The sequence below is a fragment of the Anaerocolumna sp. AGMB13025 genome, assembly GCF_029689925.1.
Taxonomy (GTDB): Bacteria; Bacillota; Clostridia; order Lachnospirales; family Lachnospiraceae; genus Anaerocolumna.
Map to the genome: position 1 here is coordinate 675,001 of NZ_CP121445.1, position 21,337 is coordinate 696,337.

At 39.5% G+C, this 21,337-nt stretch carries 13 protein-coding genes, 1 tRNA gene and 3 rRNA genes (1 of these 17 cut by a window edge); 8 read left to right on the forward strand and 9 right to left on the reverse strand.

Going from position 1 to position 21,337, the window contains the following annotated elements:
- The 4 genes from QA584_RS02850 to QA584_RS02865 form a co-directional block, all read left to right on the forward strand.
- Positions 1-164 (forward strand): 16S ribosomal RNA (locus QA584_RS02850) (it extends 1,370 nt beyond the left edge of the window).
- A gap of 172 nt (positions 165-336) precedes the next feature.
- Positions 337-454 (forward strand): 5S ribosomal RNA (rrf, locus tag QA584_RS02855).
- Between the two features lie 23 nt (positions 455-477).
- A tRNA-OTHER gene (locus QA584_RS02860) sits at positions 478-544 on the forward strand.
- A gap of 220 nt (positions 545-764) precedes the next feature.
- Positions 765-3,678, forward strand: a 23S ribosomal RNA gene (locus QA584_RS02865).
- Together the 16S, 23S and 5S rRNA genes with 1 tRNA gene alongside form the textbook arrangement of a ribosomal RNA operon.
- Before the next feature lie 424 nt (positions 3,679-4,102).
- Here QA584_RS02865 and QA584_RS02870 read toward each other — a convergent pair.
- The 4 genes from QA584_RS02870 to QA584_RS02885 form a co-directional block, all read right to left on the reverse strand.
- Positions 4,103-5,614: a MutS-related protein gene (locus QA584_RS02870; protein ID WP_278272996.1), complete on the reverse strand. Its 1,512-nt coding sequence runs from the start codon at positions 5,612-5,614 to the stop codon at positions 4,103-4,105.
- Complete coding sequence (locus QA584_RS02875) at positions 5,614-7,236, reverse strand: MutS-related protein (protein ID WP_278272997.1); 1,623 nt, start codon at positions 7,234-7,236, stop codon at positions 5,614-5,616. Before QA584_RS02875 ends, QA584_RS02870 begins: the two co-directional genes overlap by 1 nt.
- A gap of 78 nt (positions 7,237-7,314) precedes the next feature.
- On the reverse strand, positions 7,315-7,764 hold the full coding sequence (locus QA584_RS02880) for a MerR family transcriptional regulator (protein ID WP_278272998.1): 450 nt from the start codon (positions 7,762-7,764) through the stop codon (positions 7,315-7,317).
- 384 nt (positions 7,765-8,148) lie between these two features.
- Positions 8,149-9,099, reverse strand: a complete 951-nt coding sequence (locus tag QA584_RS02885) for a helix-turn-helix transcriptional regulator (RefSeq protein ID WP_278272999.1) — start codon at positions 9,097-9,099, stop codon at positions 8,149-8,151.
- A 141-nt stretch (positions 9,100-9,240) separates the two neighbouring features.
- Between QA584_RS02885 and QA584_RS02890 the strand changes: the two genes are divergently transcribed.
- Positions 9,241-10,095: an NAD-dependent epimerase/dehydratase family protein gene (locus QA584_RS02890; protein ID WP_278273000.1), complete on the forward strand. Its 855-nt coding sequence runs from the start codon at positions 9,241-9,243 to the stop codon at positions 10,093-10,095.
- Positions 10,096-10,358: 263 nt separating this feature from the next.
- On the opposite strand, the gene QA584_RS02895 is transcribed toward QA584_RS02890, so the two are convergent.
- The 3 genes from QA584_RS02895 to QA584_RS02905 form a co-directional block, all read right to left on the reverse strand.
- Positions 10,359-11,357: a glycoside hydrolase family 130 protein gene (locus tag QA584_RS02895; protein WP_278273001.1), complete on the reverse strand. Its 999-nt coding sequence runs from the start codon at positions 11,355-11,357 to the stop codon at positions 10,359-10,361.
- Positions 11,358-11,670: 313 nt separating this feature from the next.
- On the reverse strand, positions 11,671-12,594 hold the full coding sequence (locus tag QA584_RS02900; protein ID WP_278273002.1) for a carbohydrate ABC transporter permease: 924 nt from the start codon (positions 12,592-12,594) through the stop codon (positions 11,671-11,673).
- Positions 12,595-12,642: 48 nt separating this feature from the next.
- A complete protein-coding gene (locus QA584_RS02905) occupies positions 12,643-13,614 on the reverse strand; it encodes an ABC transporter permease (RefSeq protein WP_278273003.1) in 972 nt (323 codons plus the stop codon).
- Between the two features lie 419 nt (positions 13,615-14,033).
- Here QA584_RS02905 and QA584_RS02910 point away from each other — a divergent pair, with 419 nt between their 5' ends.
- Positions 14,034-16,133 carry an AraC family transcriptional regulator gene (locus QA584_RS02910; RefSeq protein WP_278273004.1) on the forward strand — a complete coding sequence of 700 codons (2,100 nt, stop codon included), beginning with the start codon at positions 14,034-14,036 and terminating at the stop codon, positions 16,131-16,133.
- A gap of 164 nt (positions 16,134-16,297) precedes the next feature.
- Positions 16,298-17,866, forward strand: a complete 1,569-nt coding sequence (locus QA584_RS02915) for an extracellular solute-binding protein (protein ID WP_278273005.1) — start codon at positions 16,298-16,300, stop codon at positions 17,864-17,866.
- 486 nt (positions 17,867-18,352) lie between these two features.
- Here the strand turns inward: QA584_RS02915 and QA584_RS02920 are convergent, their stop codons facing one another.
- Together QA584_RS02920 and QA584_RS02925 are read right to left on the reverse strand one after the other, a co-directional pair.
- A complete protein-coding gene (locus QA584_RS02920) occupies positions 18,353-18,532 on the reverse strand; it encodes a hypothetical protein (RefSeq protein WP_278271644.1) in 180 nt (59 codons plus the stop codon).
- Positions 18,533-18,587: 55 nt separating this feature from the next.
- Positions 18,588-19,745: an IS91 family transposase gene (locus tag QA584_RS02925; protein WP_331487824.1), complete on the reverse strand. Its 1,158-nt coding sequence runs from the start codon at positions 19,743-19,745 to the stop codon at positions 18,588-18,590.
- A 379-nt stretch (positions 19,746-20,124) separates the two neighbouring features.
- Between QA584_RS02925 and QA584_RS02930 the strand changes: the two genes are divergently transcribed.
- Positions 20,125-21,063 (forward strand): glycosidase, encoded by a 939-nt coding sequence (locus tag QA584_RS02930; protein ID WP_278273007.1) that lies wholly within the window; start codon positions 20,125-20,127, stop codon positions 21,061-21,063.
- Positions 21,064-21,337: the final 274 nt, after the last annotated feature.

Below are 21,337 nucleotides of genomic sequence, written 5' to 3' on the forward strand. Positions count from 1 at the left end.
GTTCCCGGGTCTTGTACACACCGCCCGTCACACCATGGGAGTTGGATATGCCCGAAGTCAGTGACCCAACCGTAAGGAGGGAGCTGCCGAAGGTGGAGCCAATGACTGGGGTGAAGTCGTAACAAGGTAGCCGTATCGGAAGGTGCGGCTGGATCACCTCCTTTCTAAGGAATATAAGTAGGGGTTGTTTTACTGTTGAGTTATTAAGAGACCTATCAAAATTTAATAAATCGTAACAGGATATAGGAAAGAACTGGGAAGAAAACCACTCGATCGAACAAGAAAGAGTTGGCGCAAGATTACCCGGTATGATAGGACCAACTTAATATAAAGATTTCCGGTGGTGATGCGCTTATGGGACACACCCGTTCCCATCCCGAACACGTTGGTTAAGACGTAAGCGGCCGATGGTACTATACTGGTAACGGTATGGGAGAGTAGGTGGCTGCCGGATTTATAAAAAATAACTTCATAAATTGGATTATAGCTCAGTGGAAGAGCGCCTGATATCAGGAGGCATGAGTTCAATTCTCATTAAACTACTGTTTCTTATATTATATCTTATACAATGTATCTTATTTAATGTAAGATGTCATATCACAGGATATAAAATAAAAAGAAACAAACCCAGGAATGGGCAAACAATTGTACCTTGAAAACTACACATGAAAATTGATTTATAATCGAAAGATTATGAGACAAGACATCTAAAATAATTAAACCAAACGACCAACGAATCTGTCACGCTAGACAGAAACGTATAAGGTCAAGCTAATAAGAGCGCAGGGTGGATGCCTTGGCACTAAGAGCCGATGAAAGACGTGATAAGCTGCGATAAGCTGCGGTGAGGAGCAAATATCCTTTGACCCGCAGATTTCTGAATGGGGAAACCTGACGGAGTACTCCTCCGTTACTGTATGGTGAATACATAGCCATGCAGAGGGAACCCGGGGAACTGAAACATCTAAGTACCCGGAGGAAAAGAAAGAAAACTCGATTTCCAGAGTAGCGGCGAGCGAAAAGGAAACAGCCTAAACCGAAGGATTTATCCTTCGGGGTTATGGACCGCAACAAGTGAGTTTTAGGATAGCAGAATGGTTTTGGGAAAGCCAGCCAGAGAGAGTGAAAGCCTCGTACGCAAAATCCGAAGACAGCGAGCGGGATCCGAAGTACCACGAGACACGAGAAACCTTGTGGGAAGTCGGGGGGACCACCCCCCAAGGCTAAATACTACTTAGTGACCGATAGAGCATAGTACTGTGAAGGAAAGGTGAAAAGAACCCCGGGAGGGGAGTGAAAGAGAACCTGAAACCCTGTGTTTACAAGCTGTGGAACCTCTATTTACAGAGGAACCGCGTACTTTTTGTAGAACGGTCCGGCGAGTTACATTTACTGGCGAGGTTAAGGACGGAAAGTCCGAAGCCGAAGGGAAACCAAGTCTGAATAGGGCGTATGACTTCTTTGAAGTCCAGTCAGTGAATGTAGACCCGAAACCGGGTGATCTACCCATGTCCAGGTTGAAGCTGCCGTAAAAGGTGGTGGAGGACCGAACACACATCCGTTGAAAAGGGTGGTGATGAGGTGTGGGTAGGGGAGAAATTCCAATCGAACCCGGAGATAGCTGGTTCTCCTCGAAATAGCTTTAGGGCTAGCCTTGGTTTAGTCTGATGGAGGTAGAGCACTGAATATCCTAGGGGGCGTCAAAGCTTACCGAAGATTATCAAACTCCGAATGCCATACAGATGATGACCAGGAGTCAGACTGCACGAGATAAGTTGGGTAGTCAAAAGGGAAAAAGCCCAGACCACCAGCTAAGGTCCCAAAGTGCGTGTTAAGTGGAAAAGGATGTGGGATTTCGAAAACAACTAGGATGTTGGCTTAGAAGCAGCCATACATTAAAAGAGTGCGTAATAGCTCACTAGTCGAGAGGTCCTGCGCCGAAAATGTCCGGGGCTAAAACACGACACCGAAGCTGTGGAATTGCATTTATGCAATTGGTAGAGGAGCATTCTTAACTGCGACGAAGCGGTACCGTAAGGAGCCGTGGAGTGTTAAGAAGAGAGAATGCCGGAATGAGTAGCGAGATAGAAGTGAGAATCTTCTAGGCCGAATATCCAAGGTTTCCAGAGTAAAGCTGATCTGCTCTGGGTAAGTCGGGACCTAAGGCGAGGTCGAAAGACGTAGTCGATGGACAACAGGTTGAAATTCCTGTACCTTATATAAACAGAACTGTGGGGACGCAGAGAGAAAGCCAGAGCCGGGAATGGAAAGACCGGTGCAAGCGGGATAGTAGTGTGGCAGGCAAATCCGTCATACAATACGAAGACGTGACGCGGACCGAAACTATAAGTAGGGAAGCTGGTGAGCGAACTGCCAAGAAAAGCCGCTATTGTTTTATATAAGCCCGTACCGTAAACCGACACAGGTGGATGAGGAGAGAATCCTAAGGCCGACGGGAGAAGCATTGTTAAGGAACTCGGCAAAATAACCCCGTAACTTCGGGAGAAGGGGTGCCTGTAGCAATACAGGCCGCAGAGAATTGGCCCAAGCAACTGTTTAGCAAAAACACAGGTCTATGCAAAACCGAAAGGTGAAGTATATGGGCTGACGCCTGCCCGGTGCTGGAAGGTTAAGGGGAGATGTTAGGAGCAATCCGAAGCGTTGAACTTAAGCCCCAGTAAACGGCGGCCGTAACTATAACGGTCCTAAGGTAGCGAAATTCCTTGTCGGGTAAGTTCCGACCCGCACGAAAGGCGTAATGATTTGGGCACTGTCTCGACAATGCACCCGGTGAAATTGAAATACCAGTGAAGATGCTGGTTACCTGCGCCAGGACGGAAAGACCCCATGGAGCTTTACTCTAGCTTGATACTGGGATTCGGTATTGCATGCACAGGATAGGTGGGAGGCTATGAAACTATGACCCCGGTCGTAGTGGAGCCGCTGTTGGGATACCACCCTTGCAGTATTGGATTTCTAACATGTGCCCGTGATCCGGGCAGTGGACAATGTCAGGTGGGGAGTTTGACTGGGGCGGTCGCCTCCGAAAGGGTATCGGAGGCGCTCAAAGGTCTTCTCAGAATGGTTGGAAACCATTCGCAGAGTGCAAAGGCAGAAGAAGGCTTGACTGCGACACCGACGGGTGGAGCAGGTACGAAAGTAGGACTTAGTGATCCGGTGGTATAAAGTGGGATTGCCATCGCTCAACGGATAAAAGCTACCCTGGGGATAACAGGCTTATCACTCCCAAGAGTTCACATCGACGGAGTGGTTTGGCACCTCGATGTCGGCTCATCGCATCCTGGGGCTGTAGTAGGTCCCAAGGGTTGGGCTGTTCGCCCATTAAAGCGGTACGCGAGCTGGGTTCAGAACGTCGTGAGACAGTTCGGTCCCTATCCGGCGCGGGCGTAGGATATTTGAGAGGAGCTGACCTTAGTACGAGAGGACCGGGTTGGACTGACCTCTGGTGGATCGGTTGTCATACCAATGGCATGGCCGAGTAGCCAAGTCGGGAAGGGATAAACGCTGAAGGCATCTAAGCGTGAAGCCCCCCTCAAGATAAGATATCCCATGCGAAAGCAGTAAGACCCCTTGAAGACGACAAGGTGGATAGGACAAAGGTGGAAGTGTGGTAACACATGCAGCTGATTGTTACTAATAGGTCGAGGGCTTGACCAAAGAAGGAAACTTCCTGGATGATATAAACAATCATCTAGTTAACGGATGGTTTTAAATATAGATGGACAATTACATGTGTAGTTTTGAAGATATAAGTAACGGCGTGTTGCTAACTAATTTACATTAGTTTAGCAGTGCGTCTTTTTTGTTATAGGAAAATACGTCCTATTTTATGAGAACACTCCCCTTTGGATGCATAAATCCAGGAGAGGAAGTTATTGCGGTCAGATCTGCGAGGGCACGTAAGTGTCAGTAAACTGACACTTTGTTACTTTACGAGAAAAAGACCATTGAACTATCCTCGTAAAATAACAAAGCACTCTGTACTGGTTGCATGACGCTTAAGAAGAACGCCTCACTAATATGACGCTGCGTTAGACTTTTGTTGAAACGTTAAAACTCTTTCAGAAGTATTTATTATGTGCTAGTTTAAAATCTGATGGTATAAATCCAGGGCGAAACTGGATTTCACAGGTTCGCCGTATTCAATAAGAAAGGATCGGCTCCCATCAGCAGCCCTGCCGGCACGAAGGAAGATACAATCTTTTGGTGCTTCATCATAGAGTTTATGGGCATACTGAAAAAGATGCGTTACAAAGAAAGTTAAAATACCATAAGAGCGAAAGGCAGCGAGGATTTCCTCTGCCAGATAACTGGCATCATATTCAGTGGTAGTTGAGAAAGACTCATTCATTAAAAGTAAGCTGTCTTTGTTCAGAAGAGGAATAATAGTATGAAGCCTCTGTAATTCCTGTTCTAGTAAACCGGTACGCAGCTCTCTGTCTTCTTCGTCTGGAAAATGGGTAAATATATTGTTATATAAATAACAGAAAAAAGTAGAGGCAGTTACAAATAAACCGCATTGCGCCATAAGCTGTGCAAGTCCGATGCTTCGGAGAAAGGTTGTTTTACCTCCTTGATTAGCGCCGGTAATCATGCACAAATTTTTATCGGAAAAGGAAAGAGAAGTTCCGACAACCGGACCCTGGGTTTTTAACACCAGCCCCACATCTTTTAGGCTGGAAAAATTATAACCCTTTTCCTCTAAAAATTCAGGATAACATATTGTTTCATCAGCTTTGGTTATATTTAAATATAAATTTATCGCGCCTGTATAGAAACCAAACATCTCCTGCACGGTTTCGAAGAAATCATGCAAATCACGATTAAAATCACTAAGAGTTTTCAGAATCCATACCAGACTGGAATTAATGATTTCCTGGCTGTTGTTGATTAACACTGGGTTATCCAGGAGTATGACAGCATCTGCTTTTTCCGATTTTTTGCTTTTGTTTTTATCCATAGCCTTATGAAAGCTGGAAATTGTATGAAGCTGTACCTCTCTTAACTTTAACCCAAGCCCCGGATGCCCGCCTATGGTTATTTCAGAAAGACCTTTTAATTCCATAAGCCTATTTAGTATCTCTGACGTCTCATGGAGAAAAGTTTTTGTATATTTTTTTTGTGTCTGCCGTATAAATTCATTTAAAGTTGAAGAGGAAAAGGAAGCAGTACAATCTGCAATAACTTGAAGTAAAGCTTCCAGATGGGAAAGATTTATAAAAGCGATATCACACTGCGTCAATATCTTCTTTGCTTCGGGTATTATTTTATCGTATACGGGGTGGGAAGTATCACCGTAATTGTTGATTTTCGCAATGGATTCTGTGGATAAAAGATAAATATTTCTAAAAAATTGTTGATAATGGAGGGCTTCGGACAGGATTTCCTGACGCATCTTTATTTCTTTAATATCATTGGAAGGATGTAAAAATAATTTCTGATACAAAGTTTTAAGATAAGGGTCATCCATCGATATCGCCATTAATATAAGGTCAAGTTTTAAGTCCCGCAGAAAGCTATCTTTGACTGGATTTGATTTAGTAATTTGATTATCCCGGTTATCTGGATTTATATATAATATATTACTGTGCATTATTTAAGCTCCTCCGTAATCTGATGAAAGGTAAGACCGTATTTACCGGCGATATCGGCTGCATAGGCAGTAAGTTCCGGTGGTTTTGGTATGATGTGGTAGGTACGCCGATTACTCTTTTGAGGTCCTGTTTCCGTTCCCAGACTTAGCAGGTCTTCGCAATCTGCTGCCAAACTCGGAACATGGGTTACGCAGATAATAAAAGAATTTAATTTGGTCAATCTTGAAACCAACAGCTTGCTCATATCAAAAGCATCGGAAGTGGTGGTGGAGGAAAATAATTCATTTAGTATAAAAAGATTGTTGCTGCCGGAGGCGTAGGTGAGCATTTCATTTATATGTAGCAATTCTTCTTTCAGTTTCCCATTATCGGTTCCAGCGTTTTCCTCTGCACAAAAGTGAGTAAAAATTCCTTTAAATAGCGGTAGTTTAGCATAAGAGCAAGGAACCGGCATGCCAAGTAAGGTGAAATATGCAATTTGTCCTAAGCTTCTTGCAAAGGTCGTTTTACCGCCCTGGTTAGCTCCCGTTATCCATGCACCAGAATGGGCTTCATCCAAAGAAAAATGATTGGTAATGAGATCAGAAGCCTTAAATCTGGAAGCCATAGCAAGGTCATAAACCCCATGCAGCTCAACCTTTCGCTCTTCTAAAACAACTGGATAACAGAAAGAAAAATTTTTTGACTTCAAACTTTGGATAAAGTTATGACAGGAAGTATAAAATTTTAGTTCCCGGTGTATTTTGACCGTCAAAGGGTTAATAAAGTCAGAATAAGCGTCAATAAAATCGGATACTTCTGAAAATAATGATTTCTCTTTTTTATACAGCAGGTCAGCGAATTTTAGTTCCAGATCTGTCAGTGTGACCTGCCGGAAGAATATGAACTCATTACTGTCTTTTGTGTCTGGCAGAAAGGTATCCTTTATATTCTGGCTGAAATCATTTTCGTTACCGCCAAAGTAGAACAGTATCCGATCGGGTAACAAGGTTAAATGGTACTTAACAGCTTCAATCCTTTCATTCAAGGTCTTGCTTTTTTCCCTTAATTTAAGAAAAGTTTGGCTCGAAACATAAGCTGTATATAGAGAATGAAGCCTGGTTAATCCGGTAGATTTAAGAATGAAAGCAGTTGCTTCGAGAAATCCGCTAATTCCGTCATAATAAAGGATCATAGCATCCAGCATATATTTTTGATATTGTATGGGATGATTCGCTTTAGTGGCATATTCCCGAATACGGTAGACCTGACTAATGCAGCTTTGTAATCTCAAAACGGCTTGATATACATTCTCGTGTTCCAAATCCCTGAATATGTCCTGTCGATATAAGATTGCTTCCCTATCCTGAAGCAGCACCTGAAAGGTTTCAATTAGTAAGCTGTCGTTATCCTCCAACAAGATTTTATCAATAACCTGATCTAGGTTTAAATCCTTAAAATAAGAGGGTATTTTATAATTCTCCTTAGTTAAGTCAACCTGGACTTCAACCATTTTGTTGCCACTCCATTCAAACTTTCGTGCTTTTTCAGGGGAAATAACTTGATAAGGCTGGGCTTTTGCTTTTTCTTTTCCATCATTTTCTTTCCATTCAGTTTCATATAATAAACTAAAATACGTCATAGTATTACCTCCTTTAAAAGGAGTGTAAACTATGACGCAGGTGTAAAGTCAATAAGAAAATGTAATGAAAGTGAAATGTCACAACCATAAAATCTCTGAAAAAAAGTTCTCCAGCCTTTCATTTTCCAGACACACTAATCTGGAGAGCATGAAGGCTTCCTGTTTTGGATCTGATTTATTTGTTTTATCATTCTTTATACCAGTTAATATGGATTCTATAATTTCATTATCGCAGACGGCAATGTCAATCAGCTTCTGATTTTCAGTTTTCCTCTCGGAAAGCTTAATTACAATGATATCTTTTGCATACCCGCTTAATTTTATTTCTTTTATATCTTTTAAGGTAAGTCCTAGTTTTTTAAAACTAAGTATGGTATTTAGTTCAAACATCTGGTCGGTATCATAATATCGGTACCCATTGGATTCATCCGTTTTATCCGGGCAGAATAATTCAATCCGGTCATATAAATGTAGCGCTCTGGTGGATACTCCGCTGAATTCTGCAAAGTCATGTATTTTCAATAACATGAAAGCTCTCCTTTTTCTGCTGAATTTAGTAAGCGAAACCACTTTAATCAGACCATGTAGTATTAAGTCAGGTGTCCCGCCTGTATGTAATTAAGGATATAATGAAATGAATAAAAAAGCAACCATAATATGGAAAGAATGAGCAGGAACGAAAGTAGGGCTCTCGTGATCCGGTAGTATATAGTAGGATTGTAACGTTCAATCAATAAAAACTACCCTAAGGATAACAGGTTTATTATACCCAAGAGTTCACACGACGGAGCAGTTTAGCACGTTGATGCAGGCTCATCGCATCCTGGGGCTATTGAGGCTAATAAATTGAGGCTATTGAATTGAGGCTATTGTATATTACATCTATTAGGAAAAAGGAAAACTGTAAAACCCTTATTCTATAGGAAGCAGCTCTAACTGTGCTTTCTTTAGCTTTTCTGCTGTAGAAGGTGAGGCAGTAAATATCATTAATTTCAAATCGGGGCAGTCTATTAGCTGAAAATTGACGTGTTCAAACTCCAATTCTCCAAGTAGAGGGTCATCAAAACGTTTATGGCAATCAGTAATCGTTTTAACTTCATAGCGGGGCCACCAGGAAGCAAAAAATTCACTTTCTTGTTTGAATTTTTCAATCATTTGGTTTAACCTCGAATCCTGAGGGTATCTGGCATAATCAGCCCTGAATCTTGCAATCGCGATTTTGGCCTGGACCTCCCAATCCGAGTTGCTTTCTTTATTTAGTGGATCAAATAAAACTTGCTGCAATATGTTCGGTTTTGGGCTTAAGTCGGCAGAATAGGAAGGAAATCGAAATAAAAATTCTGCCGCAGGATTCCATAACAGAACATCCCAGTATAGATCCATGACATACGCAGGATTAGGTTCCAATGCGAACACAGTTCGTTCTAATCCTACACTGATTTTAGTATATAGTTCTGATGTATCAGCTTCATCCGATTTAGATAATAAAAATAAATAGTTGCGTTCATCATCGGATAATCTTAACGCAGCAGCTAAACTATCCAATACCTGATAAGAAGGGTGCACATCTTTTCCCTGCTCTATCGAGGTATACCAGGAAACACCTACATTGGCAAGCTCCGCTACTTCTTCACGGCGAAGGCCTGGTGTTCGGCGGCGTCTCCCTTGTGAAGGCAGTCCAACCTGTTCCGGTGTAAGGCGAGCTCTCATGGCACGCAAAAAATCACCCAGCGATTGCTGTACGGTTATCTCTTTCATTTTTATCCCCATTGCATATCGCAGGTTTACCTGCGATACTGCCACAATGAAATAGTTGAAAGAATCATGCTGTGGCATCCTTTCAATTCTTAGATTTTCTTTCAACCTTAGTATCCTCCAAATATCCTACTACTCTCAATCGTAGGATAAGTACAATATGGTTAAGCAAATTAAACCCTGATATAATCCTATTGTATCATAAAATAACTTATTAACAAACTGTTTAGACTGGAGTGAAAGAAAATTATGAAAATATTTATTACTGGGGCCACAGGCAAGGTCGGGAGCCGTCTCGTACCATATTTACTTAAGCAGGGTCATAGTGTTCGAATACTGGTAAGAAGTGCTGAGCGAGCACTTGCTCTCAAAGAACAAGGAGCAGAAGTGGTTCTGGGGGATCTTTTAGATAATGAACATCTTTCTGATCTTATACGAGGGGTTGATGCTGTAGTGCATACGGCAGCTCAATTTCGAGGTGTCATTAGTGAAGAAGCAGCTCGCAAAGTGAATCTGGACGCAACGATTGCATTAGCAAAGGCAGCTTTAGAAGCAGGTGTCACAAGATTTGTATTTACAAGCACCAGCAATGTATATCGTGACCTGACTATTAACAGACCAGGCAGAGAAGACGATATTCTTGTACCGGCTAAAGAGATATATCCCAAAACCAAAATTGCCGCAGAAGAAGCTTTACTGAAATTACACCGAGAACAGGGATTGGATATTCGTATAGTCAGACTGGCATTTGTCTATGGTGCTGGCGATCCGCATATTGAGGAAGTTTTACCTTATATGATGAACTGGAATCCCCAAAAGAAACAATCTATGGTGCATCATGAAGATGTTGATCAAGCAATAATGCTTGCAGCAATTACACCTGGTGTTGGTGGCCGCATATACAACGTTGCTGATGATTATCCCATAGAGATAAGTGAATTGTACAAGCTAAATAAAAGACCTGAGCAAGTACCAGCAAAAGATGGGTGGCTTATGTCTAATATATGGGAATTGACGGTAGACACAGAGCGGATTAAAAATGAACTTAATTTCCAACCCAAATATCCTTCTGTTTATGCTGCCAGAGATATGGGTGCTTTATAATTTAAACAGAGATAATATTTTTTACAGAGGAAAGTTCTATGAACCCTCCTGTAAAATAAAAACACGACCTGCAGGGTATAATGGCTATCAGGGGAAGAACTGGTCTGTCGTAGTGAGAGATAGTTTAGATTAAGGAAGTTGTTAAGTATAAAAAGAATGTTACTGCCGGATAAAAGTGTAAAATTTTATCCGGCAGATAAATTAATTCCACGCTTGTATAAACCATGAAATAAAGAATTAATTTATGTAAGTAAAAAGTCTCTCTAGGAAAGACAGAGGGCAATTAAATCATCTACATGAGCAATTGCCAGGCATTCCACTGTGTCGGAGGCACCATAATAAATTTTGACCTCACCGTTATCTTCTAAGATCATACCTCCCGGAAATATAACATTTGTTCGGTAACCTTCTTCCGTTTCATAGCGGGTTTCCGGAGCAATTAAAGGCTTTTTGTACAAGCCGATTATTATAGTGGGATCCTCAAGATCCAACAGCATGATACCTGCACAATACCGTTTCTGCCATTTCTCTTCCCAGCCGTTTTTCCCTCTTGTTCTGTCAATATCCACGGAGTGGAATAAAGTAAGCCATCCGGCTTTGGTCTTGATCGGAGGTGCTCCCGGACCGATTTTATCATTGGCATAGGGAACATCCTCCACTGCGAATAAGAGTTTTGTGTCCCCCCAGTAACGTAAATCCGGTGAAAAGGAAATCCAGGTATCAAAGCGGTCGGTTCCGCCTCTTGAATATACGGGAAAAGGACGTTCTAAGCGTACATAGTTACCGTTTATTTTTTCAGGAAAGAGAACCATATTACGGTTATCCGGAGCGGTTAAGGATAACACTTCAATGTTTTTTAAGTCTTTTGTAACGGCAATGCCTCCCCGGACGCCGTGCCTGGTATCTACCGCAAAACAAAGATAGCACTTATCATCAATTACCGTCAGCCTTGGATCATATATTCTGGTAACCTCGGTATCTTTCATATCTGCAACCGTTAAAAAGGGTTTCTTATTTACTTCCCATTTTATTCCGTCCTTGCTAAACGCTAATCCGATAAAACATTTATGAAATCCACCTTTTCCGTTATAATCATAATCATTGCGGAACGCCATTACATATTTATTTTGGTATTTTACGACGCCTGCATTAAAGATACACTCCGCTTCATAGGGCATATCTTTGGCACTTAAAACCGGTTCTCCGGCGTTTACCCGTGTGATTACGGAGCTGGACTTTAGTTCTGGTAACAATTTACTCATTCTAATTCACCTGACGGGCGGCTGCCCGTATCGCCAATAAAAAGTGATACTTGAATCAATTCTTTATGGCGATCCTTTCTTTATTTTATTTAATATCCTGATTCGAGTGTAAAAAGTCATTTTTTTATTATGAATACGAGCGGATATATATTCAATTTAATTACCTTTCCCTATAAACACTATATTTTTTGGAAAACCTTTAGCATCTTAAAAATCATGTCTTATGTCTTCCGAGTTTTTCCGACTTGATTTCTGACCAGAGTCTTGACAAAAGATAAGCAGTGTCCCAGACCGGTCGACGCAAAAGCTCGTATCATCCTTTTACAGAACCCACTAATAAACCCTTGGTAAAGTAACGCTGCATAAAGGGATAGATGCATAATATAGGGAGTACACAAACAATGATGGTAGCCATTTTTAAGGTATACGAATTGGTTAAGGAATCTGCTGCGGAGGATTGGCTGGCCAGTGCCATACCGTCATCTACTACCATTTCACGTAAAACCAGCATTAAGGGCCATAAGCTTCGCTTGGAGGTATATATGATTGCATTAAAGTAGGAGTTCCACTGGCTTACAACGTGGAAGATGACAAAGGTTGCAAGGGCAGGTTTTGACAGGGGAACAATAATTCTCCATAAGACCTGAAACTCATTAGCCCCGTCTATGTAAGCGGACTCTTCCAGACTGGCTGGGATACCTGATATAAAGTTCTTCATTAAAATCAGATTGTAGGCTCCAAGACATCCGGGCAGTACTAAAGCCCATATGGTATCATATAAATGAAGGCTGCGGATAATATAAAAATTAGGTATCAAACCGCCGTTAAAAAACATAGTAAAGGTAATCAGGGCCAGGATAACATTTCTGCCTTTTAAGTCTTTTTTAGACAGGGGATACGCGGTTATACACAACAATATGATATTTAAAAAGGTTCCAGCAACTGTAATAAATATGGTTACCCGGTATCCGGAATAGATTAACGGTAAATGCAGCAATTTATTATAGGCCGATAAATCAAGTTTACTGGGAATTAATCTAAGGGGGTTTTCCAGATACTCTGCATAGGGAGTAACGGAAATGGCAAATACATATAAAAGGGGATACAAACAGATCAGAGCGAAAGCGGTTACCAAAACATATACAAATATCTGATATATAATATCGATAGGAGACATGTTTCTTAACCGGACTGCAAAATTACGTTTATTTTTAATAGGTATCGTTTCTTTTTTCATAAAAAGCCTTCCTTTTCTTTTTCGATAGGTCAATTGCACGAACTTTCATTACCAGATTCCTTCTTCTCCCATTTTATTTGCAATTTTGTTACTTGCTAACAGGAAGATGATACCGATAACTGAGGTAAATAAGCCTACCGTCGTTGCAAAGGAATATCTTCCCCCAAGGAGTCCAAGCCGGTAGGTATAGGTTTCAAATACTTCGGATACGCCAAGATTTTTGGAATTCTGGAGAATAAAGATCTGTTCAAATCCATTATTCATAATACTTCCCAGTCTTAAAATCAGCATAATTACTACGGTGGATTTAATACTGGGTAAGGTAATATATTTCAGGCATTTTAATTTATTGGCCCCGTCAATTTTCGCTGCTTCGTATAAATCACTGGAAATACCAGTAATCGCAGCAAGATATATAATGGTGCCCCAGCCGGAATCTTTCCATATGCTGGTTAGTATAACAATGGGTTTGAAATATTTATTCTCTGCCAAAAAGAAAATCGGCTCACCGCCTAAAGATTGTATCAGAATATTGATAATACCACTGACCGGCGATAAAAAGTTGATTAGAATACCTCCGATCACCACCCAGGATACAAAATGAGGAAGGTAAAACAGAGTTTGCATTACTTTCTGGTATTTCGAGCTTTTTATATCATTAAGCAGTAAAGCCAGAAATATCGGTATGGGAAAGGTAAATAAAATTCTTAATAAACTTAGCAGAATGGAATTCTTAAATACCGTATAAAAATTATCTAATTGAAACATATATCTGAAGTTCTCTAATCCAATCCATTCACTGCCCCAAATCCCCTTTTTAAAACTAAAATCCTTAAATGCGATGAGGATTCCATACATTGGTGCGTAATTAAATACTAAAAAATAAATGATTGCCGGTATTAACATAAGGTAAAGGTACCGTTTCCTCAAAATATAATTCCATATACTGCGGTTTTTTGAGGCTACGGAGGTTTGGCTCCTGATAGGAACAGAGTCTATAGCTTTTTTAAACATACCCATTCGTCATCCTTTCTAATTACAATTTTGTCATCATTATAGGGTAGAGGAATAGCCAAGTAAATAGAAATAATGCCTGCAAATAACAGAATCATTAGGAATTGTCACCAGTGACATAAAAATGAAATTGATATCGTATAGCATTAATTTGTCATGCAAAATTGTTATGGTATTTTTTTATGTTATTGAATAATACCTAGCACACTTTTATACTGAATATAGGTCATTTATCGGGTGGATTCGTTATTTTTGCACTGGTGATTTCCTCTGAATTTATTTGTAATGAGAAGCTGAAACAGGCAGAAGAGTAAAAAAAGCACAAAGGCAGATTAGCACTGAAGGGGCAGTGCATCATCGCTGGAGTCTGGTTAGCAAGACTACAGCGATGATGCGCTTAAGGCAGGATGTCGGAGGAGATGTTTATGGAAAAGAGAATTCGGAAGTATTTTATCATTTTAATTTCAGGGATTTTACTGGTTATATTAATATCAGGAATTATCCTGTTTAACAGTATGATGCGAAGTGTTTATATCAAGCAGATGGAGCAGGCGAATAAAAATCTGACCGGTCAGATCAGCTCTTCCTTTGATTTAATCATACAGCAGATCTCAGAGCAGGTGAATAAGCTTGCAATTTATGATAGTGAATTCGGGGATTTAGTCCGGGAGCGAAACTTAAAAGTTGCCAATTATCTAGACTTATATGATGAATTAAAACAAATGGTAATGGGAAATCAATACATACATTCCGTCTATTTATATTCGGAAGAAGAGGGGATCTTTTTTGATTCGAAGAGGGGAAATTGTTTCACAAAAGAAAAATTCTTCGATCAGGAGGTTGCAAAAGCGGTTGACTCCAAATATCTTTCCACAGTTTCGCCCCATTTAATTAAAGGCAATGTATTGGTATACTCCCTCATTGTACCGCTAAAACCTGATTATACCAATGAAAGATATGTGTTAAGTATCAATATTGACATGGGTATGCTGTATAAAGATGTTATGAGACGCAATACCGGGGATAAGGAGATTCAGCTTTACGTATATGACGAGAATCATAACATAATCATATCAAAAGATTTCGAGGACTTGAATAAGAATATAGAGGAAAAGCAAGATGAAATCAGCAAAGCGTTTCCCAACAGTAATATCTGGTCAGTTATGAATGAAAAGGTTGGGATTATGGAGGCGGTTACCTACTCCTCTTCACTTAACAGTTATTTTTATGTGCAGATGCCCTTCTCCTACAATTTTAATAAAATGTTTAATAACTACTTTTTACTTATTATAATACTCCTGTTATTTGGTGCTGCGATTATCATCGCTTATATCATAATGTGCTATACCACAAAACCGATTAAAGAAGTCCTGACGGATTACAATGACAAACTAATGCGGGATTTCTTAACCGGTGCGTGTCATGAGAAAAATAAATCCCTTCAAATGACCTCCATTATGGAAAAATATTTTAAGCATGACGATTATAGTCTTTTGTTAATTGATGTCAATGATAATCAGCTGGAGATCTATAAAACAGTGGCTTCAATAATGGAAGAATTACAGATGCCTTCTGGAAATTATATGTTAAAACACATCTCCATCTTTGGCAGCCGGGTTGCGGTGATTGTCAATTATAATAATTTTTCCGCCATGGAACAGTTTACTAATATCTATGTGCGCCAGCTTTACCAAAAGCTGAATGATAAATATTACCAGCAGGTTTATATTGCAGTCAGTTCCGGTATCACAGATCCTGCACTGTTATCCATTGCCTATATGGAATGTGATGAAATACAGCAGTACAAGCTTTCTATGACAGATCATATTATTAGTTACCGTCAGTTTCTGGAAAAGAAAACACCTATTATTTATCCCGTAGAATTAGAGAAACAGTTAATTAATAATCTTCTGGTCAAGAATACGGAAGGCTGTATTTTTTATACCAGAAAGTTTTTGAAACATATCTTAGAGGATGAAGGTTTACTAACGGATATCCAGATAAAAAACTACGTGTATCAATTGCAGAATGAAATACTGACCCGTATTTCTTCACTGCCCATCTCAATTAAAACCACCGGCTCCTCCGATATGAAAAATATTCATAACAGGAGCCAGATTCACGATATTTTACTGAATTTTACACAATCCATCTGTTCTGAGATTGCCAAGAAAAACACAAATAATGAGAGTATCATCAATGAGGCCATAATCGAGTATATCGATGCTAATTTAACGGAAAATGATTTCAATCTAAATTCCATATCCTATCAGTTTAATATGAACCGGAACTACCTGGCAAAATTAATTAAAGAAGAAACCTCCTACAGTTTTAATGACTATGTCAATATGAAAAAAATCTCCCAGGCTAAGGAGTTATTAGCTGACCCTATGTTAACCGTGGAAGAAGTTGCCCACCGCACCGGATTTACCTATGCCCACTATTTTATTAAGGTATTTAAGAATCTGGAAGGAATCACACCCGGACAATTTAGAGAAATGCGCAGCAATAGCAATAATGCATAAAGGCAGTATTTGGGAATTGTTTTGTTATGAGGAATCATCATTGTCATTTACTTTAAAGACCCGGGAAAATATAATTTGGCATGTGAAAGAAAACGGGGTAAACGTTAAAATATGGCGAGAGTGTATTTTAACTGCGCTGTAAAAAAACTATGGAGGTATTATCTATGAAAAAAGTTTGGTTTAAAAAGTTGACTGCAACAGTCTGCATTATGGCAATGACCATAGCCATGTTTACAGGATGCCAAAAAACAGAGAAGGTAAAAGAAACCGATGCGGTAACAGGGGAAGAAAATAAAGACAAAGACAGTCAGAAGGAAGAATCCGTTAAACCTGTAAAGATTCATATCCTGAATAGAGTCAATGCAGAGGTTATCGTAGAAGACAACCCTATACTAAAAGAATTAGAAGATAAGTTGAATGTAGAAATTGAATATGAAGCTCCTCCGATTAATAACTACAATGAGAAACTCCAGATTGCCATGGCAGCCGGTAATGTACCGGATATCATATATAACTGGGGAGGAGCAGATACGAACTATGAACAATGGGCAGGAGATGGGTTATTAGCAGAACTGGATGATAAAATTCAGAATTATCCCAATATTATGGCAACGGTGCCGGAAGATTATTGGCCTGCCATACGATCTACGAAAACAGGTAAAATTCACGCGATTCCTAAATGTAACGTTGATAATTACTGGGGTTTTATTATCAATCAGAAGTGGCTTGATAATTTAGGGTTAAAGGCACCTACTAACCTGCAGGAATTAAAGGAAGTAGCACATCAATTTACTTATAATGATCCGGATCAAAACGGTAAAAAAGATACCTATGGACTTACCTATACCTCAGCAGATGTTGCTCCCCTTAAGTACTCATTTGGGGTAACGGATGGGGTAAAAGATACGGATGGTCAATATAAAATCCAGCAGAAGAAAAGCGGATATATTCCTTACTTAAACTATTTACGTGACCTTTATGCGGACGGATCTTTTGATCCGGAGTTTTTCACTAACGAATATAATGTTGATGTAGAGAAAGTAGTAGCCAATACAGTTGGTATGACCGTTGCACATCAGGTCGGAGTACTAAGACTCTTAAAAGATGCTCCGGACGCAGTAGAGAGATTTACCTATATCGGCGCTATGGCCAATGATAAAGGGGAGAGAAACTGCTATTTAACTCCGTCTATGTGGGGAGCCTGGATGATATCTGCAGATGCCGATGTTGATAAATGCTTAGAAGTGATTGATTACGCAATGTCAGAAGAAGGATTTGCATTAATGTCCTTAGGAAAGCAGGGAGAACACTATAATTCTTATGACTATAAAACCAGAATGGTTGACAGAACGGAAGAGCAGACTGCGGCTTTAAACAGTATTACAAGTTCTTATTTTACATTTACCTATGCGAAGGAAGGTGCCGCCGCAGTTGTAGAAAATGCTACAACGAAAGAACGTCTGGACAAATACTATACTGATTTTAATGCAATGCAGGCATCGGTAACCGCAAATAAAATTCCAAACATTAAAGCTCCTTTAGTGACTACCTTCTCGGCAGATAATCCGGATTTGGTAACAAAATTATCGGAACTTGAAGTTCAATATATCGTCGGGGAAATAGATCTTGCCACATTTGAAGATTTTCTGAATAATACTTATTTCCCGGCAGCTGAGGCAATGAATGCGGAATATGTTAAGTGGATGGAAGATTATGATGCTGCAAATAAGTAATACAATCACCTGATTATAGCAGACCGATTAAAAGTTTACCTCTCTTTTACTGTTTTACAGTTGATAATTGCGAAACTATTTAGTTTTCTGAATATACGCTACAATTAATACGAATTTCATAGCTTCAGTTGCCCTCTGGGCAAGATTCAGCTCTGAAATTGTATAAATTGCATGGTATATTAGATACAATAGTAGAGTTTCACAATTACCAAATTGTTTTACAGGTACTTTTATAAACGAAATTTTATAGAAGTACCTGTTTTTTATTGCATAGGAAACTTCTTCGAACTTACCTATGCAATAAAAAAGCCTTCCAGGCAGGATGCGCATGACGCACTTAAGGAAGATTGTCACTGTCGTGACAGCGCGTCAGCGCTAGAGTCTGGCGAGCCAGACTCTTTGTTCTTTATTAGGAAAGTTCTCCTCCAGAGAACCTGTGTATTAAATATGCCCGCTATAAGCGGGCATAGGAAACAGACGAGATTGCTAGAAGATATAAAAACCCTCTTCAAATTCGTCCTCATCAAGGTCATCATCCTCGGTAAGAAAATAATGCATGTCGAGCAGATCAGAATCAGTCATGTTCCGAACAAGCTTAGCTGTCATTCCTTCTGGAGGATTTTTGATATAGTTTTGTCTGAGTTCCTCTAGTTGTTTTGGATCCATTAGTAGTGCCTCCCATCTTAGAATGATTTAAGTATGGACCAGATGGGATAGAAAATCAAGTAGCTTTACCGCTGGAGCGGCAGTGAAACTTTGCCATTGCCCTTTCGTAAAGTTCAACTAGAGATACACGTTTGTGGTTATAGTAGAGTTCCAGAAACTCCATGGTATGATTGCACTTTTGACATTTCAAGGGATCGTAACCAAAGGACAAAAGAATAAGGTTACGCCATTTATTAAAATCCAGAATTATCTTGTGTTTGGATTTGGGTACAGCTTTGGTAAGGCTTTTATCTAACTCGCGATGACGAGCATAAAGACCATAATAGCGTGTCATCTTAAAGTTCCTTTCAGGGATGTGTTGGATAAGAAGCTTAATAAAATCTAACACAGGAATTGTTTTCTGAACATAAGAATTATCCTCATGTTTGTTATAATGAAAAGTTACATTTTCACCATCGTAGGAGTCAATTCTTGAAGTAGCAATAACAGGACGACTAAGATAGCGACTGATATATTTTACAACGGTATTAGGGTCACAAAGATTTGGTTTTGCGTAAACATAGAAACCATTTTTATCTTTCTTGTAGATGGCGGCCTTGGTTTTTTTGAAAGATGGACCGATATGCTTCTCCATTTCATTAAGAAGAGCGGTCTGAAAAGCTTTTCTAAAATAAGAGTAATTAAAATGTTTTACAACACGCCAGAATCCATCATCGGAGAATCCACCTTCGGTAAGTAGACAGTGAATGTGAGGATTCCATTCAAGAGGACGGCCAAAAGTATGTAGAACACAGACAAAACCGGGAACATAGTTCTTACTTTTGTTCATCTTGTGGAACAGTTCAAGAACAACGCTACGGACCGCCTGGAAAAGACAGTTAAGAAGGGAACGGTCTTCCAAAAAGAAGTGACGAAGTTCTTCGTCAATAGTAAAAACACAGTGGCGGTGAGTGCAACGAATTAACTTAAAAGATATCGTGGTAGAACGATCGTTGGAGTATTTGCTGCCACAGGTAGGGCAAAACTTGGAGTGACAGCGGAAAGGAACGAATTTAAGTTCACCGCAATGGGAACAGCCGTACATGGCACCACCAAAGGAAGGATCGCCGCAGTTAATCATCTTTTCAATGTTTTCCATAACAACATGACGAGGATGAAGAGAATATTTAATTATTTCATAATTGTCAGTGAAAATCTTCTGTAATATATTCATATGACTATTATGAAGCAGAATGACAAAAAAAGAAACCCCCAGATTCCCCTCATGAATGAGGGGCTAGGGGAGCTGATGTGTCGAAGACACTTTTTTATTTACCCGGAACATTCTCGCGATAGCCCTGTAAATAAAAAGGTACTCCGTGCCCCTGGTGCTTTGAGGAAGGTGTCACTGATGTGACAGCACGTCAGGGCTTAAGTCTGGTAAGTCAGGCTATTTGGTTTTATACTTTTTGAAGGTGATTTGTTATATACTTAATTTTTATAAATTTTGATATGTTGGAAGAAATACAAAGTAAAGGATATGCTTCTGCCGCCTCTTCCAATTAGTATTTGGCAGTTTACTTATAAATATTGTAAGTGCAAGGGTAATTAACATGGTTAAATTAAAGAAAACAGGAATTGTAATGAGTCCCCTGAAAGATCAGTTAGGATGTTTTGCCCGGTTTAATCCCGGCGTATATTTTAAAGACGGAATCGTACATATGTTATACAGAGCTACCAATAGTGACATAAAAGATGGTGCAAACTATATCTCTTCTATTGGATATGCAAAGCTTGATCTGGATAATAAGATTTTATATGATTCAAATAAAAAAGTAATTTTTCCTACGCTCCCAGTAGAAGTAAAAGGCTGTGAAGACCCAAGGATTGTTGAATTTGAAGGATGCTGCTATATTTTTTATACCGCTTATGATGGGGTAAAGGCAAGAGTTTCTATTGCGAAAACAACAGATTTTATACAATATAATAAACTTGGTGTTATCGATCATTTTGGTTATGATAAGGATGCATTTATATTTCCTGAAAGGATGAATGGAAAAATTGCTTATATGCATCGGATTTCACCTAATATACAATTGGATTATTTTGAGAGTATTGAGGAGTTATTATCAAAAGATGCCTGGACCGGTTATGAGGATAGAATTGATCGTTCCGTTATTATGAAAAGTGAGTATGATTGGGAAAAGAGAAAGATTGGCGGAAGTACACCTCCTATAAAAACCGAAAAAGGATGGCTGTTATTATATCACGCAGTAGATGATAAGGGAGTATACCGTGGGGGAGCGGCGCTCCTTGACCGAAAGAATCCGTCAAAGCTTATTGCACGTTTACCTTATCCGATTCTGGAACCAGAGGAAGAATATGAATTATTCGGAGATGTAAACAATGTCGTTTTTCCGGAAGGTGCGTATGTGTTTAACGGTCAGCTAAAGGTATATTATGGTGCCGGGGATAAATATATTGCCGCAGCCCAAATTGACCTGGACGAATTACTAACAGAGCTAATCAAATATCCGGTACCAAATGCGTAACTAATACGTATGGATGGAAGATAAGGTTAAGGGGATGACGAAAAAAGCTTTTACAATAGCACTCAACGCGTCTTTTTGAAGTTAATAGTATATAATAATCTTGATTATCAGAATAAGAAAAAGAATTAGAATTAGAAAAAGAATAGGATAAGAAAAAGAATAATAAAAAGAAGAATAATAATTGGTATGTTATAATGAATGTGAGAAAAACAAATAATTTAACATGGTAAAGTGCTACCTTAACAAAATATTTTATTGACATGGTCATAGCCGT

Bases quoted from the DNA above. Each gene is read 5' to 3' on its own strand.
- QA584_RS02870 (WP_278272996.1), bottom strand. From the start codon at position 5,614: ATGCACAGTAATATATTATATATAAATCCAGATAACCGGGATAATCAA.
- QA584_RS02875 (WP_278272997.1), bottom strand. From the start codon at position 7,236: ATGACGTATTTTAGTTTATTATATGAAACTGAATGGAAAGAAAATGAT.
- QA584_RS02880 (WP_278272998.1), bottom strand. From the start codon at position 7,764: ATGTTATTGAAAATACATGACTTTGCAGAATTCAGCGGAGTATCCACC.
- QA584_RS02890 (WP_278273000.1), top strand. From the start codon at position 9,241: ATGAAAATATTTATTACTGGGGCCACAGGCAAGGTCGGGAGCCGTCTC.
- QA584_RS02895 (WP_278273001.1), bottom strand. From the start codon at position 11,357: ATGAGTAAATTGTTACCAGAACTAAAGTCCAGCTCCGTAATCACACGG.
- QA584_RS02900 (WP_278273002.1), bottom strand. From the start codon at position 12,594: ATGAAAAAAGAAACGATACCTATTAAAAATAAACGTAATTTTGCAGTC.
- QA584_RS02905 (WP_278273003.1), bottom strand. From the start codon at position 13,614: ATGGGTATGTTTAAAAAAGCTATAGACTCTGTTCCTATCAGGAGCCAA.
- QA584_RS02910 (WP_278273004.1), top strand. From the start codon at position 14,034: ATGGAAAAGAGAATTCGGAAGTATTTTATCATTTTAATTTCAGGGATT.
- QA584_RS02915 (WP_278273005.1), top strand. From the start codon at position 16,298: ATGAAAAAAGTTTGGTTTAAAAAGTTGACTGCAACAGTCTGCATTATG.
- QA584_RS02920 (WP_278271644.1), bottom strand. From the start codon at position 18,532: ATGGATCCAAAACAACTAGAGGAACTCAGACAAAACTATATCAAAAAT.
- QA584_RS02925 (WP_331487824.1), bottom strand. From the start codon at position 19,745: ATGAATATATTACAGAAGATTTTCACTGACAATTATGAAATAATTAAA.
- QA584_RS02930 (WP_278273007.1), top strand. From the start codon at position 20,125: ATGGTTAAATTAAAGAAAACAGGAATTGTAATGAGTCCCCTGAAAGAT.